At 61.9% G+C, this 18,653-nt stretch carries 4 protein-coding genes; 2 read left to right on the top strand and 2 right to left on the bottom strand.

What is annotated here, in order from left to right:
- Nucleotides 1-8: 8 nt before the first annotated feature.
- Nucleotides 9-662: a ribbon-helix-helix domain-containing protein gene (locus tag PY649_RS24480; RefSeq protein ID WP_285871404.1), complete on the top strand. Its 654-nt coding sequence runs from the start codon at nt 9-11 to the stop codon at nt 660-662.
- 62 nt (nt 663-724) lie between these two features.
- On the opposite strand, the gene PY649_RS24475 is transcribed toward PY649_RS24480, so the two are convergent.
- Entirely contained in the window at nt 725-1,675 is a 951-nt protein-coding gene (locus PY649_RS24475; protein ID WP_285871403.1) for a transglutaminase-like cysteine peptidase, read from the bottom strand.
- A 255-nt stretch (nt 1,676-1,930) separates the two neighbouring features.
- Entirely contained in the window at nt 1,931-2,974 is a 1,044-nt protein-coding gene (locus PY649_RS24470; protein ID WP_285871402.1) for a type 1 periplasmic-binding domain-containing protein, read from the bottom strand.
- 411 nt (nt 2,975-3,385) lie between these two features.
- Here PY649_RS24470 and PY649_RS24465 point away from each other — a divergent pair, with 411 nt between their 5' ends.
- On the top strand, nt 3,386-18,190 hold the full coding sequence (locus PY649_RS24465; protein ID WP_285871401.1) for a T1SS-143 repeat domain-containing protein: 14,805 nt from the start codon (nt 3,386-3,388) through the stop codon (nt 18,188-18,190).
- Nucleotides 18,191-18,653 lie beyond the last annotated feature (463 nt).

The following is an 18,653-nucleotide window of genomic DNA, read 5'->3' as shown; positions in this document are numbered from 1 at the left end:
GGGCGGCTATGCGCAAAGGAGCGGGAAAGGACGAAGTCACGACGATGGCCCGCAGCGACGCCTTGCCGTCTGTCGAAGGCGATGAACTGGAGCCGCGGTTCCGTGCCGTGACTGGCGGCGGCGAGCGTCGTGGCATTCGCCTGGAGCGGATCTATTGGGACAGCCTCGGACGCATGTCCGAAGCCGGCGGCATCAGCATCGGCGACCTCGTTCACCACACGGCGGCCAACATGCCGGAAACCGGCAATCTTGCCTCTTTGTTGCGCGTGCTAAGCTTCAAATGGGCGCTGAGCCGTCTGGACGCCATCGAGGATGTCGCGTCGCTGACCAATCTCAAGGCAGTCCTTCAAGCGTCGCCGACGCCGGCGGTGGTGTTGACGCAGGAGCGCGGGGTCAAGCTTTTCAACGATGCCTTCCTGAAGATGCTGCGCCATCGCCTGCCGCTGATCGATGACGTCCAACAGACGGCGCGCACCCTGCACTTTTCTATCGACACGCAGGTCGAGGAAGTGCTCTCCGTCCTGTCGGCCAATCGCGGCAAGACGCTGAACACCGGCTTCAAGATCAGCCTCGGTTCGCAATCGCTGACGGGCCAGATCAATCTGGCGCTGGCGCCGACACACGAGGCGCCGATGCTGATCGGATATATTTCCGTTTACTGAGAATGTCGCCGCTTTCGTTATCCGCGACGTTCACCCCGGACGTGTCGAAAAGGCAAGTCCGATCAGTGGATCTCGCCTTCGCCAGGGGCCACCTTGGCGAGCGGCACTGCGGCGACAACCGCTTTAGCATGAGGATCGCGGGATCCGTGCAGATAACCGCGGCCGGCGACGATCGAATAGAGCGGCAGGTATTCTGCAATGCGCTTGTCAGGCAAAACCTCATCGCGCATGTTGTCGAGGATGAGATAGTTGCCGTTGACCGAGACCGACAGGACGGCGTGGTAGAAATGCCGCTGCTGGTCAAAGAGGATGACCAGCGCCATTTGGTCGAGATCGATGCCCGCCTTGTAGAGGGCCGCCATCTTTAATATGGCATAGTCCTCGCAATCGCCCTGCTGATGCAACAGCGCCTCGCTCGGCTTCGCCCAGTAGTCCGTCACATGATAGGTATCCATGTCGCTGGCGTAGCGGATGGCATGATTGACGGCAAAATTGATTGCGTTGATTTGGTCGCGGATAGAGGCGCCAGCAGTCTTTGTCTCGGCGGCCGCGACGGCGGCTGAGGCTGCGTCGCATCCGCCGGCGCCGCAATCGAGCGCTTTGCCGGACCGGATCTCGGCGAGCGGGCCTGCGAATTTGTCGAGCGCGGCAAGATGTTTGAAGGGAATGGCGACGGTTCCGAACACCGAGTCGCCCATTGGGGGGATGGTCGGCTGTGCAGGGTGTGCCGGCTCGAGTACGACCTCATCATTATGCGGAAGGCCCGCGGGCTCGACGGCGAGGCTCTGGCTGAGCGCAGCAAGGTCGACGCTCCCAATCACCTTTACCGCGTTTGCGGCGGCTGGCGCAACGAGATCGATGACTGTGTCGAATAGCGGATCCGCAAACAGGTTGACGACCGGGCGGGCAGTCTCGCTGGCGGCAGCTGCGCAAACTGTCGTTGACGACAGACCAAAGGCTAGGGAAGCTGCAGCAATCGCTGCAAGTATAACTTTGTTGTTCTTGCGTTCCATTGGCGCTTAATTCTCCCTGGTTGAGAGAATAATGCGCGATATCTCTGAATACGGCGTTCGGAAGCGTAGATAATCTAAGTATAAAATCAGCGATCAAATAAGTATAAAATTCAATCGGGTTTGGTGGGAAACCATTAAGGATGATATCGCTCGGCGCACCAAGACGATCCGGCATGGCGCGAAATCGATGGCTGAGCGCAACAGCAGCGGCGACAACGCTCTAAAGCGCACCACGCTCGATGCGATCGGTTTGCTTCAGAACGACTGCGCGAGCTGGGAGGCGACCTTCAGCTTGCCGCCGTCGATCGTATTGATCACCATTTTGCGCTCTACCATGCCCGCGGCATTGAAGCGGAAGAGCCCTGTCGTGCCGCGGAAGCCGACCTTGCTCATTAGGTTGGCGGTGGTGATGGCTTGCGGTCCCTGGGAACGGATGAGGCCGGAGGCGATCGCCATGGCGTCATAGCCATAGGCACCGTAGGTTGTCAGCGGGTGATTGAAGTGGCGCTGGTAACGCTCGGCAATCAATCCGCTGCTTTGCCTATCGTCTGTCGCGACAAATGCGCCCGTCGCAGCCGACACTGCATAGGCTGATTGCGGCCATCTGTTGGTACCTACCAGCGCCTGAGCGGGAATGGCAGCACTGCGCACCGCACTCGCCACCGCGCCGATTTCCGGCGTATCGCCGAGAATGACCACGATCTCGGCCGACTGGATGAGCGGCCGGTTCTTGGTAAGGATATCAGCGGCCTGGTCGCTTGCGTTGTAACGGCCCAGGCCCATGAAAGTGTTGCCACTGTTCCAGATGGCGTTGCCCAACCTGGTGCTGTCGGATTGAGAAAGATCCGCAGGCACCAGCGCCGACACCTTCTTGTGACCTCCAGGACCGGCCGCCTTGACGCCCTCGGTCGCGCTGTCGATTTCGTCCGAGGCGAGATTGAAGACATCGCCGCTCGTCGCGGCCATGGCACTCGCAAGGTTAAGCAATGGCGGACGCTGGGCAGGCGATATGGCGGCGATCGCAGCTGTTTCGGCCGGCGGCAGATAGCTGACGATTAGCGCGGCATTACGGCCCTTGGCCGCTGCGACCTGCGTCGCGATTCCTGCAAGACCGGGGCCGACATCTTTTACACGCAGCCGAATCTGATTGTTGCCGAGCTCGCCGACGCCAAGCACTGCCCCGTCACGTACGTCGCGAGCCGGACCTTCGTAGAGACCTGCCGCACCCTTGCGCAGCAGCAGCGTGATTTCCGTGCCGCTGTCGCCGCCGTAGCTTTCTTCGATGGCGGTGGACGGCATTTTTATATCGTCGTTCCTGCTGTTGCTGCTTAGGCCGACACCGTCCATCTGGCATCCGGCGAGGCCCGCGCAGAGGATAAGAACGGCACCGTGCGCCGACCGCCGATACCGTCTCAGCGGCAGCCAATCAGTCAAAAGGCTCAACGAAAGGCTGATCGCAAACGGCACAACTCACTCCACCCAATTCTCGAACGCAGGCTGCGACAGCCTGTGGTGGCGCATTTGCACACAGCGGCTGGCGCAAAGTCAAGCGGTATACTTAAGGAGTTGTTGGATTGTTGAGTTAACCATGGGTAAATATATCTGCGGTCGTGCATAACCCGCTATATCTGTGAGGTTAACGAAGTATTGCAATCACCCCGCTCTCGTAATTGATTGCCGTCAAATTACGAGACACCGGGAGTTAGACTTATGGAAGATTCGCGCATTTCGACGGTAGACCACGAAACGGTTTCGAACGATTTCGTATCGGGCGGCCGGGACTCGGGCCATGCAACCGATATCGGCGTGGACCAGCAGCTTCCGTTGTCACAGAATGCTGATGTCGCAGCGTTCGAGATGGCGCAGGCCGGTGAGCAGCAGGCGAGCGGCAAGACTGGGCGCGTTGCCGCCAACGAGCCGCAAAACACCGACACTCGTCAGCCGATCCAAATCGTGCCGGACAATGGCAACGTCGTCCATCTGCCGGCCAACACCTCGATCGACGACATCCACGTCGAGGGGCGCAACCTTGTTCTGATCCAGGCCGACGGCACGCGCATCGTCATCATTAACGGTGCGCTCCACGTCCCGACCTTCCTGATCGGCGAAGTCACGCTGCCGCAGCAGGCCGTGGTCGCTGCACTGCAGCAGCAGGGCATCAACGTCGCTGAAGGTCCCGACGGTTCTGTTCACGCCGGCAATAGCACGGATTCCGGCCACCAGTTCACGGACAGCCAGGCTGGAAATGCGCGGACGCCACTAAATCTGATTGGTCTCCTCGGTCCCGGCGGCGCAAACGGCGACGGCAACGGCGGCAATCTGTCCGGCACCCAGACTCGGGTTCCCTTTATCCTTGAGCAGGCGACCGAAACAGCCTCGCTGATCGAACGCGGCAGCAGCACTGGCGCCTTCCTCACGACAAGCAGCACCGGCCGCTTCGGCTTCGGCGGCAATCATGCCGCGATCACCACCGTCACGCTTGTTGGCGAGGCAGAAACTACCGGTAACGGCGCTCAGCAGCTGTCGGGACTGACGTCCGGCGGCGTTCCCGTTGTCGTCACCCAGAACGGCCACACGGTCACCGGCGTTGCTAATGGCGTCACGGTCTTCACGCTGGTATTCAACGCCTCGACCGGCGACTACACCTTCACCCAGCTCGCTGCTCTCGACCATCCCCGCGGCGCCAATTCGGCCAGCGATGTGCTTGAACTGCAATTCCGCTATACAGTCTCCGACACGAGCGGCCATACGGTTTCGGCTGTGGCGACCGTCGATATTGCGGACAGTGTGCCGGTTGCAGCGGTAGGTACAGCGGGTTCGGTCACCGAGGCGGTGCTGGCTGCCGGCAACGCAGCCCTGACCCATGCCACCGGCGCCGCAACGGCCACCGGCTCGCTCAACATATCCTGGGGCGCTGACAGCGCCAACACCGACAAGGGCGGCCTCGGCGATCGCTCGGTCGCCTTCACCAATGCTGCAGTTTCGGCGACGGGTGAGGACAACGGCGCGCTGACCTCGCACGGTCTTGCGGTTCATACGGTGCTGCTCGCCGACGGCACGCTGGTTGGCTATACCGGCGAGGCCGCTCCGACCGCAACCTCCGCATCCAACGTGGTCTTCTATGCGACGGTCTCGGACACCGACAACGGCCATTATAACTTCACCCTGGTCCAGTCGCTCGATGACGCCAAGGGTTCGGATGCCATCGCGCTGACCTTCGGCTACACGGCAACCGATTCCGACGGCGATGCCGCCACGAACAGCTTCACCATCACCGTCGCCGACGACAAGCCTGTCGCTGCCATCGGCGATGCAGGCACGGTCACCGAAGGCGCGCTGGCGAGCGGCAACGAAAACCCGCATGTTGAGACCGATGCCATCGCCACCGGCTCGCTCAACATCTCCTGGGGTGCTGATAACGCCAACACCGACAAGGGCGGTGCCGGCGACCGGTCTGTCGCCTTCACCGATGCCACGGTCACGACGCAGGGCCAGGATGGCGAGGCACTGAGTTCGCATGGTCTTGCCGTTCATACGGCGATTTTGGCCGACGGCACGCTGGTTGGATATACGGGCGAAGCCGCTCCGACGGCAACCTCTGCATCCAACGTGGTCTTCTATGCGACGGTCTCCGACACCGACAACGGCCACTATAACTTCACCCTAGTGCAGTCGCTTGATGACGCCAAAGGTTCGGACGCCATCACGCTGACCTTTGGCTACACGGCAACCGATTCCGATGGCGATACCGCCGCGAACAGCTTCACGATCACCGTCGCCGACGACAAGCCTGTCGCTGCGACTGGCGATGCAGGCTCTGTCACCGAAGGCGCGCTGGCGGGCGGCAACGAGAACCCGCATGTCGGGACCGATGCCAACGCCACCGGCTCGCTCAACATCTCCTGGGGCGCCGACAACGCCAACACCGACAAGGGCGGCGCCGGTGACCGCTCGGTCGCCTTCACCAATGCCATGGTCACGACAGAGGGCCAGGATGGCGAGGCACTGAGCTCGCATGGTCTTGCGGTTCACACGGCGCTGCTGGCCGATGGCACGCTGGTTGGTTACACCGGCGAGGCCGCTCCGACGGCGGTCATGGATGGCAAAGGCGCGGTTGGCTCGAACATCGTCTTCTATGCGACGGTCTCGGACACCGACAACGGGCACTATAACTTCACCCTGGTCCAGTCGCTCGACGACGCCAAGGGTTCGGATGCCATCACGTTGACCTTCGGTTATACGGCAACCGATTCCGACGGCGATACCGCCACCAACACCTTCACCGTCACCGTCGCCGACGACAAGCCTGTCGCCAGCGACGTCACGGTCGGCGCCGGCAACCTTTACGACACGATGCCGGCAGAGCAGATGCCGCTCCATCCACTCGTCGAGCTCAGCGAAGGGCCGAAGCCGTCGGAAGGCGCCGCCGACTCCGTCAGCAGCGGATCGGGCAGCCTGTTTACTGCCGGCGCCGACGGCTTCCAGCAGGTCACCTTCACGGATCCGGCCGGCCTCAAGGGCATCTACATCGATGCCAATGGTGTCGCTCACAAGGAAGGTCTGTCCTTTAGCACCACGACTGACAATCTCGGCAATACCATTTACACTGCAAGCGGCAAGGAGTCGGGTCAGGTTCTCTTCACACTGACCGTCGGTGCCGACGGCAGCTATACCTACGTGCAATCCGGCGCGTTCGCCGATGCCAAGGGTTCCGACAACGAGAATTTCAAGATCTCCTTTGAAGTCACCGATGGTGACGGTGACAAGGCGACAGGCTCGCTGACACTCAACGTCGCCGACAGCTTTCCGGTCGCCAATAATGTGACGGTCGACGCGGGCAACCTCCACGACACCACGTCGACCTCCTCGGGGCCGAATCCGTCTCCCGTTCAGTTGCTTCTCGAGCAGCCGAGCGAGGGCTCGACGCCGTCGGATGGCGCCAAGACTGACACCGACAGCGTCGGCGGCGCATCAGGCACCCTGTTCACGACAGGCGCCGACGGCTTCGCGCGGCTGACTTTCACCAATCCGACCGATCTCAAGGCCATCAATATTGACGAAAACGGCGTCGCGCATGCCGAAGCGCTGCGTTACAGCACCTCGAGGGACGATTCCGGCAATACGATCTACACGGCGACCGGCAAGGATTCCGGACACGTTATCTTCACGCTCACCGTCCATGCCGACGGCAGCTACACCTATGTGCAGTCCGGCGCCTTCGCCGACGCCAAGGGTTCCGACAACGAGAATTTCAAGATCGGCTTCGAAGTCACCGACGGTGATGGCGACAAGGCAACGGGCTCCCTGACGCTCAACGTCGCCGACAGCCTCCCGGTCGCCAACAATGTCGCGGCCGATCGCGTCCTCAACGACGATATGTCCCCGGGCGGCAATCACGACACGACCGATGAAAACAACAGCGTCAAGGGTAGCATCGGCGGCCTGTTCAACATGGGCGCAGATGGGTTCAAGAGCGTTGCGATCGCTCATTCGGATCTGCCGAAGCTGACCACGATCTACACTGATGCGAATGGCGTTGCGCATCAGGAAGCCGTGACCTGGAGCAAGGCGCAGGTTGCCGACGGCAGCACAACCTGGGTGGCCAGCAGCGCGCATCATGAGACCGTTGCCACGCTGACCGTTAATGCCGATGGCTCCTACACGTTCTCGACCGGCGCGCCGCTTGCGCATCCGACCGCGCAAGCCGCTGAAGAGACCCTGTCCCTGACGTTCAATTTCACCGTCACTGATGGCGACGGCGACAAGGCAACGGGCTCGCTGACGGTTGGCGTCAAGGACGACGTGCCGGTCGCTCACGCGGTTGACAACACGGCCTCGCCGCTCAACGACGATGCACAGACCGGCGGAAATCTGGACGCTAACGACGCCAATACGCATAGCGTCTCGGGCGCTGCCGGCGCCCTGTTCAGCGCTGGCGCCGACGGCTTTACAAGCGTCTCGATCGATCAGTCCAGCCTTCCGGCTCTGAAGACGATCTATGTCGATGCCAATGGGTTCGCGCAGCAGGAAGACGTTACCTGGGGCAAGCCGACGATTTCTGGCGGTGCGACGACCTGGGTTGCTTCCAGCGCCAATCACGAGACCGTCGCCACGCTGACCATCAATGCCGATGGCTCCTACACGTTCAGCACCAGTGCGCCGCTCGTCCACCCGACCTCCGGCACGACGGAAGAAGGCTTGCCGCTGACCTTCACCTTCACGGTGACCGATGGCGACAACGATACATCGACTGGTTCGCTGACCCTGCACGTTACCGACGATGTGCCGCTGGCAAACACCGTCACGGTGACCAGCGTGACGTTGAATGACGATGCCCTGAAGGGCGGAAATCCAGATACGGTCGGCGTCGCGGACACCGACACTGTCAGCGGCGCGAGCGGCGCGCTCTTTACGGGCGGTGCGGATGGCGTTCATCAGGTGACGCTCGGAGCGACGACGGATTTCAGCGCCATCTATATCGGCAAGGACGGCTTTGCCCATGTCGAGTCGGTCGTTTGGGGCAGCCCGACGACGGCGGCGGGCGGCGAGACGATCTGGATCGCGACGGGCAAGGACAGCGGCCAGACGGTCGCGACTCTGACAATCGGCGCTGACGGTTCCTACAGCTTCACGCTCAGCGCGCCGGTCGCTCACACGGCAAGCCCGACCGCGGAAAATACGCAGGATCTGACCTTCAATTTCACGGTTACCGATGGCGATAGCGATACGGCCAATGGCGCGCTCACGGTCACCGTCAAGGACGACGCACCGATCGCCCATAAGGTTGATGCCACCTCGACGCCACTCAACGACGACGCGCAGGCACATGGTAACCTCGACGGCGCCGCCGACGCGAAGACGATCAACGGCGACGCAGGGGCGCTGTTCTCCGCCGGTGCCGACGGCGTCAAGGGTGTATCGATGGACAGCCTGCCGACGCTGAAGGCGATCTACCTCGACAGCCACGGCATCGGCCATCAGGAAGCGGTGTCCTGGACGTCGTCTGCCGCGAACGGTGTGACCACCTGGACAGCAACCGGCGCCTCCAGCCATGCCACCGTCGCGGTTCTGACGATTGGCGCTGACGGGTCCTACAGCTTCACCGCGGATGCGCCGCTCGTTCATTCGACCTCGTCGACCACCGAAGACAGCCTGACGCTGAATTTCGGCTTCACGGTCACAGATGGCGACGGCGATACAGCGAAGGGCTCGCTTGCGATTGCCATCACGGACGACGTCCCGGTTGCATCCGGCACGACCGTTGCCGTCAGGGCTGACGAGGGCGACATTTACAATCTCCTGTCGCATGGCAACAGCGCGCTCGATGGCACGCATGACGGTTCGTCCTCGCAGCCTGCACTGTTCGGTTTCGGCTTTGCGGCCACGGTATCCGGTTCCGTTGCGTCCACCGTTTCCTTCGGTGCCGATGGCGCAGCGGCCGGCGGCGGCTTCAGCTTCACCGCCACAGCGGCGTCGACGCTTACCGCTCTGCATCTGACTTCGGGTGGCGAAGCGCTCTCTTATGCCGTCGTCAACAACGTGATCATCGGCTATGTCGATAATGACCACCACAGCGGCTACAATCCACTTCTCGACCGCCCGGTCCTGTCATTGTCGTTGTCCGCCGACGGCAGCTTCACCTTCCAGCAGTACGACCAGCTCGACAATGTCGCCGGCCCCGGCAACGACCTGCGCTCCGGCAATGGTTCGATCTCGGCCATCGATTTCGGCTCCGTCATCCAGGCGACCGACGGTGATGGCGACAGCGTGACGCTGACGGGCGCCTTGAAGGTCACCATCGTCGACGACGTTCCGAAGGTCAGTCTGGCCCTGACGGGCTCGATCACGATCGACGAGAGCGGCAGAGGCGATGACGACGTCAGCGCCAGCAATTCGATCAGAGGCCTGTTTGCCGGCATCACCGGCGGCAACGATCCTCACATGTCGACGGTCTACGCGCAGCATGGCGTCGTTTCTCCGTCGGTCTCGATGGGCGCCGACGATGCGACGGGTGCGACAAGCAGCCTGACACTCCATATCGACAATGCGGACTCCGGCCTGACGACGACGGCAGGTCAGACGATCACGCTCTCCCAGCTCGCCGACGGCACGGTTGTCGGCAAGATCGCGGACGGCGAGATCGCCTTTGCGATCCGCATCGATGACAGCGGCAAGGTCAGCATCGCCCAGTACATGGCGCTCGCCAACCCGAATACGTCGAAGTCGGACGGCGATACGGTCGATCTCACCGGCAAGCTTTCGGCAGTGCTGAGCGCGACCGATAGCGACGGCGACACTGTCAGCACGTCCGTTTCCATCGGCAGCAGCATTCGCTTCGATGATGACGGCCCGTCGATCGGCAACGCCGTGTCGACGAAGACGCTTGCCGAGCACAGCCTCTTGACGAATTCGGGCGCGATCTCGCCTTCCGGCGTCAGCACCGGCGCGGTTGCGCTCAATTTCGCCTTCGGCGCCGATGGTCCGGCTGCTCATGCCGTTACCTTTGTCGCCCGTTCGAACGGCAGCTATTTCACCGCGAGCTACGGCAACAATCAGAGCCTCGATGCGACCAAGCTCAGCTCCGGCGGCCATGCGCTGTCCTACTCGGTCAGCAGCGACGGCATGACCCTGATCGCCTACACCGGCAGCAATGCCGCCGACCAGTCGAGCTGGGTCTTCAAGGTCGACCTGTCTCAGGACAGTGCTCACGCCAGCGGCGCCTACAACTTTACGCTCTACAAGGCGCTCGACGACGTCAACGGCCAAACCAACCTTTCGGATATCAAGCTGACCTTCCAGGTTGCCGGCCATGACGGTGACGGGGATACCACGACCGGCACGCAGAGCTTCTCGGTCGATGTCACCGACGACAGCCCGTCCATCTCGTCCTTCGTGGTCGACAAGAGCCAGGCGATCACCGTGGACGAACACGGCCTGACGCCGTCCTCCCCGGTCAGCGCCACGACCGGAACGCATTCGATCGTCACGGCGGTCGTCAATGCCGGCGCCGACGGCCTTGCCTCGCAGGTCTATTCTCTGCAGGTCGGCAACAATGGGAATTCCGGCCTCTCGACCATCGACAATCATGCGATCACGCTGCAGCAACAGTCGGCAGGGACGGTCAACGGCGTCTACACCGACTCCGACGGCAAGACGCACATTGCCTTTACGATCTCCATCGACTCCGGCAGCGGCGCACTCAACGTCACGGAAAACGTGGCGTTGAAGGACATCGTCAACAACAACCCGGTCGACCACCTGAACCTTGCCACCGGCTCCCTGAGCGCAGTGGTGACGGTGACCGATGGCGACGGCGATACGGCAAGCAAGTCTGCCGACCTGTCCGGTGTCATCACCTTCAAGGACGACGTTCCGACCATCGCAAGCGTGGCTATCGGCGGCGTCGGTGAAAACGACCTGGCGACGACGCATCCGACTGCTACGGGTTCGCTGGCGATCAGCTTCGGCGCCGACGGCGCCAAGAGCGTCGTCTTCAGCAACGCATCCGCCGCAAGCAACGTGACGGGTCCGAGCGGTCTGTCGTCGAACGGAAAGCCGCTGGCCTATGCCTTCATCGGCAGCCTGCTGGTGGCCTATACGGGAGCGATGCCGACGGAGGCGGATGCGGCCAACGTGGTCTTCACCGTGGCGCTCGCACTCTCCGGCTCCTATACGTTCACGCTCCTCCAGCCGCTCGATCATTCCGACGCCATCGCTTCCAATGGCAGCCATGCGATCGATCTGACCTTCGGCTACACGGCCACGGACGGCGACAATGATAAGGCAAGCGGCAGCTTCACGGTCGAAGTGAACGCAGCCGGCACGGTAACCGCTCAGACGATCGACTACTCCGCCATCTCGACCGGCGTTACCGTCAACCTCTCCGACGTCAGCGAGACCGTCGGCTCGCAGACGATTGCCGCCAATACGGCAACCGATGCCGGCGCGCTCCATGTTGTCGGCAGAGACAACGTAGCCGATATGACGCATGTCATCGGCACCAGCGGCGACGACACGCTGGTTGGCGGTGCCGGCGATACGCTAACGGGCGGCGCAGGTAACGACACCTTCGTGGCTGCCAGCGGAACGGTCACCGTCACCGATCTTCACGACCAAGATATCGTCAAGGTTCTGAACGGCGCGACCGCTGCCATCACCGCCACCGGTGACTGGACCGCAACGAGCGACACGGTCAACAGCGGGACGGCAACGATCAATGCCAATGGCCATGACATTGACCTGTCGGCTGCCGGCGGCAATGGCTGGACACTGACCAATGCCGGCAATGCAACCGGCGTGACCCTGGTCGGTTCGAACCACGGCGACACCATCATCGGCGGTTCCGGTGACGATATCATCAAGGCCGGCACCGGCTCTGATAACATCGATGCCGGCGCCGGTAACGACAAGATCTATCTGTCTGCCGATATTGCCGATGCCGGAGGCTATGCACCGCGCAGCTTCGACCTCGGCGCCGGCGTCAATATCGAGGTCTCGCTTGCCGGCAAGTCCGGCACCGGTGACAACGTCAATGGCGGCGCCGGCGACGATACGCTCTATCTGCAGGGTTCCGGTTCTAACGGCTACGTCCTCGACTACCGCTCGAACGCGGGCCTGCAGCTCCAGGGCGTCGAACACATCGTTGGCACCGACAGCAACGACCTGATCGCAGTCTCCAAGACCTACATGAGCGATGCAGCGGGTGGTGGCGTTACCATCGACGGCGGTGCCGGCGACGACGTCATCTTCGGCGGTGCCGGCAACGACACGCTGATCGGCGGCTCCGGCAACGACACCATCGTCGCCGGTACGGGCAACGACACGATCCTCGGCGGCACAGGCAGCGACAAGATCTACTACATCGTCGGTTCCGGCAACGACCGTATCGACGGCGGTGCGACCTTGGTTGGCGGTAAGGAAACCGACACCGACGAACTGCATATCGTCGGCGATGGCAACAGTCACACCTACACGATTGGCGAGATTGCCCTCGGCGATGCCGGCAACATCGCATCGGCCGACGACCATGCCGATCTGACCATCGGCATCAGCGGCGGCGGCAGCGTCCGTGCCGACGGCATCGAGGACCTTTACCTCGATCTCGGCGGCAGCGCCGGCAACACGATCGTCTTCGGCAATGTCAGCGATACGGCGCTGGCGCCCGACACGATCGTCGTCAACAGCGGTAGCGGCAACGATACCTTCGACATGACCGGCCTCACCGGCAATGTCCACATCGTCATCAACGACAACGATCCCGTTGCAACCGCAGGCAGCGACACCGACACGCTGAAGCTTGCCGGCAAATGGGCCGACTGGACGGTGACCCACACCGGCACCGACGACGGCACCGGCAGCTATACGCTGACGAACGGCACCGAGACGATCACCGTCACCAATGTCGAGCAGTTCACCTTCATGGGCGAAAACGGTGGTGCCGGCGGCACGCTGTCGCTCAGCCAGTTGATGAACGTTGCGCCTGTGGCAAACAACTTCACCGCCTTGAGCCCGGTGACCGAAGACAGCTCCGCCGAAAGCGTCGAAGGCTTCATTTTCAACGGCAACCATGCAACGGATGCGAACACCAACAAGTTCGATACGTTGACGGTCGTCGGTATCAATGCGGGAACGACGCCGTCTGCGGTTGCCAATGTGGCGAGCTCCGGCCCGACAGTTATTGACGGCACCTATGGCAAGCTGACCATCTACGCCAACGGCGATTACAGCTATACGCTCGACGACACGAAGGATGCGACCAACTCCCTCAGCCAGGGCGAAAAGGTCAAGGAGGTCTTCGACTATACCGTTCAGGACGCTCACGGTGTCCAAAGCTCCGCGACGATCACGATCAACGTCATAGGCACGAACGATGCGCCGATCGCCGCTGCCGAGGTAGCCTCTGCGACTGAGGACACGGCAGTCACGGCGACCGGCAGCCTTCTTGCGGGGGCCAGCGACGTCGACCACCTGGATGTTCTGTCAGTCGCCAAGGTCGGTGACGTCGCCGACGGCCATGCAGGGGTCGCGGGCACCTACGGCACGCTGACGTGGGACAGCACCACCGGTGCATACACCTATGTCCTGAACAATGCCGATCCGGCCGTGCAGCATCTCATCCCGAACGAGACGCTGACCGACAAGTTCACCTTCACGATCACCGACAATCACGGCGGCACCAGCACGCAGACGCTGACGGTGACGATCAACGGTTCCGACGACTTCCCGGTCATCATCGGCGCGCAGGATACTGCTGGCCATGCTGTTGCCGCGAACCTTCTGGTCGACGGCGATTTCGCCCATGCAACGGCATCCGCCTGGACGAATGGCAGCGGCTTCATCTGGGCGACCGAAGGCACCGGCTGGACAATTTCCGGCACCGAGCCAGGCCAGACCGGCGTGCGCCTTGAAGAGATTGCCAGCAACTATAACGGCGTTACGTCGTCCAACGGCGCGCCGATGATCGATCTCGGCGCTTCTCCGGGCAATATCGCGATTTCGCAGACCGTTCACGGTCTGACTGATGGTGCAAGCTACGTTCTAAGCTTCGAGTATGGCACGCCCGCCAACGGCACCGCCGCGGTGCAGGTCTGGTGGAATGGAGAGCTGGTCGATACGCTGACGCCGACGCCTGGCGCCGGGCCTATGTCGACCATCACCCTGCCGCTGACGGCACACGGCAGCGACAACACGATCTCCTTCGTCGAAGTCGGCACTGCTAGCGACAACACCGGCACCTATCTCGCCAATGTCTCGCTGACCGCCGCATCGGCAACGTCGCTGCCGGTCATCGCCGATGCAATGAACGAGAACGATACCCACAGTTTCACCTTCGGCTCGGCCCAGTTCAACTACGGCGCCGACGGTCAGGGCACCACGGGTGCGCTTACCTTCGACACCGCGCATGCGGTGGTCTCCGGTCCACAGGGCATCACCCTCGGCATGCCACAATTGAGCTTCGACGGCTCGACCATTACGGTAACCCCAGGCACGGCCTTCGACGCGCTTGGCGCTGGCGAGATCGCCAAGATCAGCATTCCCTTCGAAGTGACGGATCGCAACGGCAGCGTCACCTCCGGGGTCTACGAGCTGACGGTTACCGGCACCAACGATGCGCCTGTTATCCTGGCATCGAGCCAGATGACCGGTTCGGTCGTCGAGCAAGGCTTGGATACGACCGGCCATGCAGTTGGGACATCGTCCGTTTCTGGCGTCATGGCAAGCAGCGATGTCGACCACGGCGACACCGCGACCTGGTCGATCGTCTCGGGCCAGACGACTGTGTCGTCGATGCCGGGCACCTACGGCACGCTCCAGATGGACGCGAGCACCGGCAAGTGGACCTACACGATCAACGAAACGGCGGCCAACTCGCTGCAGCTTGGCGATCAGAAGGTCGACAGCTTCACGGTCGAAGTCGCGGACGGCCATGGCGGCATTGCTACGCAGCAGGTCAACATCACCGTCAACGGCACGAACGACGCGCCAACGATCTCGATCGCCAGCGGCGACAGTGCCAGCGGTGCAGTGAGGGAGGCCGGTGTTAACGTTGCTGACGACAGCGCGCATAATTCGGTTTCCGGCCATCTGACGGGGGCTGATGTCGACAACACGTCTTTGACGTGGTCGGTGGTTGCGGACAGCGGCCAGACAGGAAATCAAAATGGGTCGGTTACGGGCGCTTACGGCACGCTGAGTGTCGGTGCTAACGGCACCTGGAGCTATGTATTGGATCAATCGAAGGCCGATTCGCTGAATGCTTCGGATCATCCGCAGGAAAGCTTCACGGTTCAGCTGAGCGATGGCCAAGGTGGCGTCACGACGCAGACGGTCATCGTGACGGTTAACGGCACGAACGATGCCCCGGTGCTGAGCAGCACTGCTTCGACTGCGTCCTATACCGCGGGAGACGCCGCGATGGTGCTGTCGAGCACGACGACCGTGGCCGACGTCGACAATACGACACTGGCGTCAGCCAAGGTTTCCATTTCGAGCGGCTTTGCGAGCGGCGACGTATTGTCAGTAGCGCTGACGGGGACGTCGATTACGGCAAGCTACAACGCCACAACCGGCGTATTGACGCTGACAGGCAACGACACGCTGGCGCATTACCAGGCGGTCCTGGACAGCGTCACGTTCTCGTCGACGAGCTCCAGCACAGCCACCCGGACGATCAGTTGGTCCGTCAATGATGGGGCGGTCGACAGTAGCGTGAGCACAACGACGCTTACTGTCGCCGCGCACCAAGATGTGGCGCCGGTACTGGATCTGAATACTTCGACCGCTGGAAGCGATTCATCAATCAGCTACAAAGCGAAGACCGGCGCCGTTAATCTGGCACCGCACGCTCTGGTCACAGACGCTGACTCCACCAATTTCAGCGGTGGAACACTTGTCGTCCAATCGACGGGTTCCTCGGTCAAATTGAGCGTTTCAGGTGCGACCTCCGGCAATCTTTCTTATAACGGGAAGAACATTGGTACCCTCACATCCAGCGATGGTGGTGCAACGCTGACGATTAGCTTCAACACGAATGCTACGCCGGCTGCGGTAACCGCGTTGCTGAAGGACATTCAATTCAGCTCGACCTCGAATTCGGGAGGCGACCGGACTGTTACTTTTACTGTCAGCGACGGCGATGGTGGATCATCCTCTGCGGTTGTGCATGTGGACTATACATATTCCAATATGCCCGCCGGCACTTCTGGCGAGGCGATGAACCTTGCACTCTCTGCTCCGTCGGATCATGTCGGCGCGGTGCTGGTCACCGTTGCCGGCCTGCACACCGGTTGGACGTTGAGCGGCGGTACGCAGAATGCCGACGGTACCTGGTCGGTTTCCACTAGCGATCCGTCGTCGCTGACGGTCACGTCGCCCCAAGGCGTTACCGGCGCACTGGTCCTACAGGTCACCGAGACCTGGACCAATGCGGACGGCTCGACTGGCATGGCCACTGTGGCCGACAACGTTGAAGCCTATGCCAAAGGAGCGCCGATTTTCGCCTGGTCGGGCGACGATACGCTCACTGCATCGAGCGCAAACGACACGCTGGTCTTCGCGAACACCATCGGTGCCGACGTCGTGCACAACTTCGACACGGCGCATGATAAGATCGATCTGGTCGGCTTCGCGGGCTTCTCAAGCTTCGCGGACGTTCAGGCCCATCTGTCGACCGACGCATCGGGCAATGCCGTTATCACGCTCGGCGATGGCGAGACCATTACCTTGGCGGGCGTCAGCGCCGCGGCGCTTACGGCGGACGACTTCCTCTTCAACGAGACGGTGGTAACGCACAATACCGGCGATATGGTGCTGAGCGACGGCGCGCTGATGCCGATTAGCGGCACGCTCGACAATACCGGCAGCATCCACCTCGCTTCGACCGGCAGCGAGACGGCCTTCGAAATCGTGCAACACGGCCTCACGCTGACCGGCGGCGGCACGGTGACGCTGTCCGATGATGCGTCCAACGTCATCTTCGGCAGCGGTGACAATGTCACGCTGACCAATGTTGACAACACCATCTCCGGCGCCGGCCAACTCGGCGACGGTCACCTGACGCTGGTCAACGAGGGCACGATCATTGCCGACGGCAGCCACGCGCTCGTCATCGACACCGGTGTCAACGCGGTGAGCAATACCGGCACGATGGAGGCGACCGGGACCGGCGGACTCGACATACACAGCGGCGTCGTCAATGACGGCACATTGTGGGCGAATGGCGGCAATATCAATCTCGAGGGCAATGTCAGCGGCAGCGGCACGGTGCTGGTGTCGGGTCATGCTGGCCTCGAAATCGGCGGTTCATTCAGCGAGGCGATCACGTTGAACACGGACGCCCGGGCCACCATCACCATCGACCACGCGGCAGCCTTCACCGGTACGATCGCCGGCCTCGACGGCAATGACACGCTGCGGTTTGGCGACATCTCTGCCGCGACTGCCAGCTTCTCCTATGCCGAAAACGCGGCGAAGACCGGCGGCGTGCTCACCGTCACCGACGGTACCCACACCGCCGCGATCGGTCTCATAGGCGATTACTCGGCCAGCGACTTCTCGCTCAGCCACGACGGCGCCTATGCCGAGATCGACTTCGGCCACCTCTATGGTACCGACGGCAACGACACGCTGACGAGTGGCGGCGGCTTCACCATGACCGGTGGCCCTGGTGCGGATATCTTCGTGCTCGATGCCCAGGCTCTGCACAACCTCAACATGGCCGACGTCATCACCGACTTCAGCCCGAAGGGAGAGGGGGACAAGCTGGATGTGTCGAACCTGCTGAACGCACTGGTCGGCGAACATCCGGGCATGACCGAGGCGAGCGCTGTCGCGTCGATGACGGCGGCGGTCGATACCGCAACCAATTCGACGAAGATCAGCATCAACTCGGGTTCGGAAACCCATGTCGTCGCTACGTTGCAGAACTACGCCCCGACCGGCCACGATGCTGTCCACGTGCTGTTCAACAACCACGATGAGCAGCTTGCGACCCATACGCAAACTGCTGGCGCTTGACGCCTTTCCAGCGGCACCAAGATCTCGAAGCGGCGCGTCTCGGACGCGCCGTTTTTCATTGAAATCGATGCTGCCGACATGGCACAGCATGTGTCGATCGGGAGGCATCGCCTTAACGGTCGGACCCTCCGGCCACGCAGCATATCAAGCAACTCCGGTCCGGTTCGCGCAACGATGGCCATTACTGCTTGAAGAGCGGGTCGCAGACACAGCGGCAGGATCGAACTTGCCGGTGTCGGGAGGTCCGCCATTTCTATTGCGAGAACATAATCGAGATCCGGAATGATCGCGCCGAACACTCTGAAGGTTTGATAGGTGAGGTGCGCTTCGAGACGCCGCCTGGTGAGCAGGCGCAGGGCGCGTCCCTGGAGGACGTCATGGAGGAGTGGGTTGTTTGCCGTGTATCTGAATGCGGAATTACTTGCGCCCCCCACGCATTGCGAAAGCTTGCCTTCAGCGCTAA

Origin of the sequence: Rhizobium mayense, from assembly GCF_030272705.1 — a bacterium.
Classification (GTDB): domain Bacteria; phylum Pseudomonadota; class Alphaproteobacteria; order Rhizobiales; family Rhizobiaceae; genus Rhizobium; species Rhizobium mayense.
Note: the sequence above shows the minus strand (reverse complement) of the source record. Positions and strands in the feature narration are given on the sequence as shown.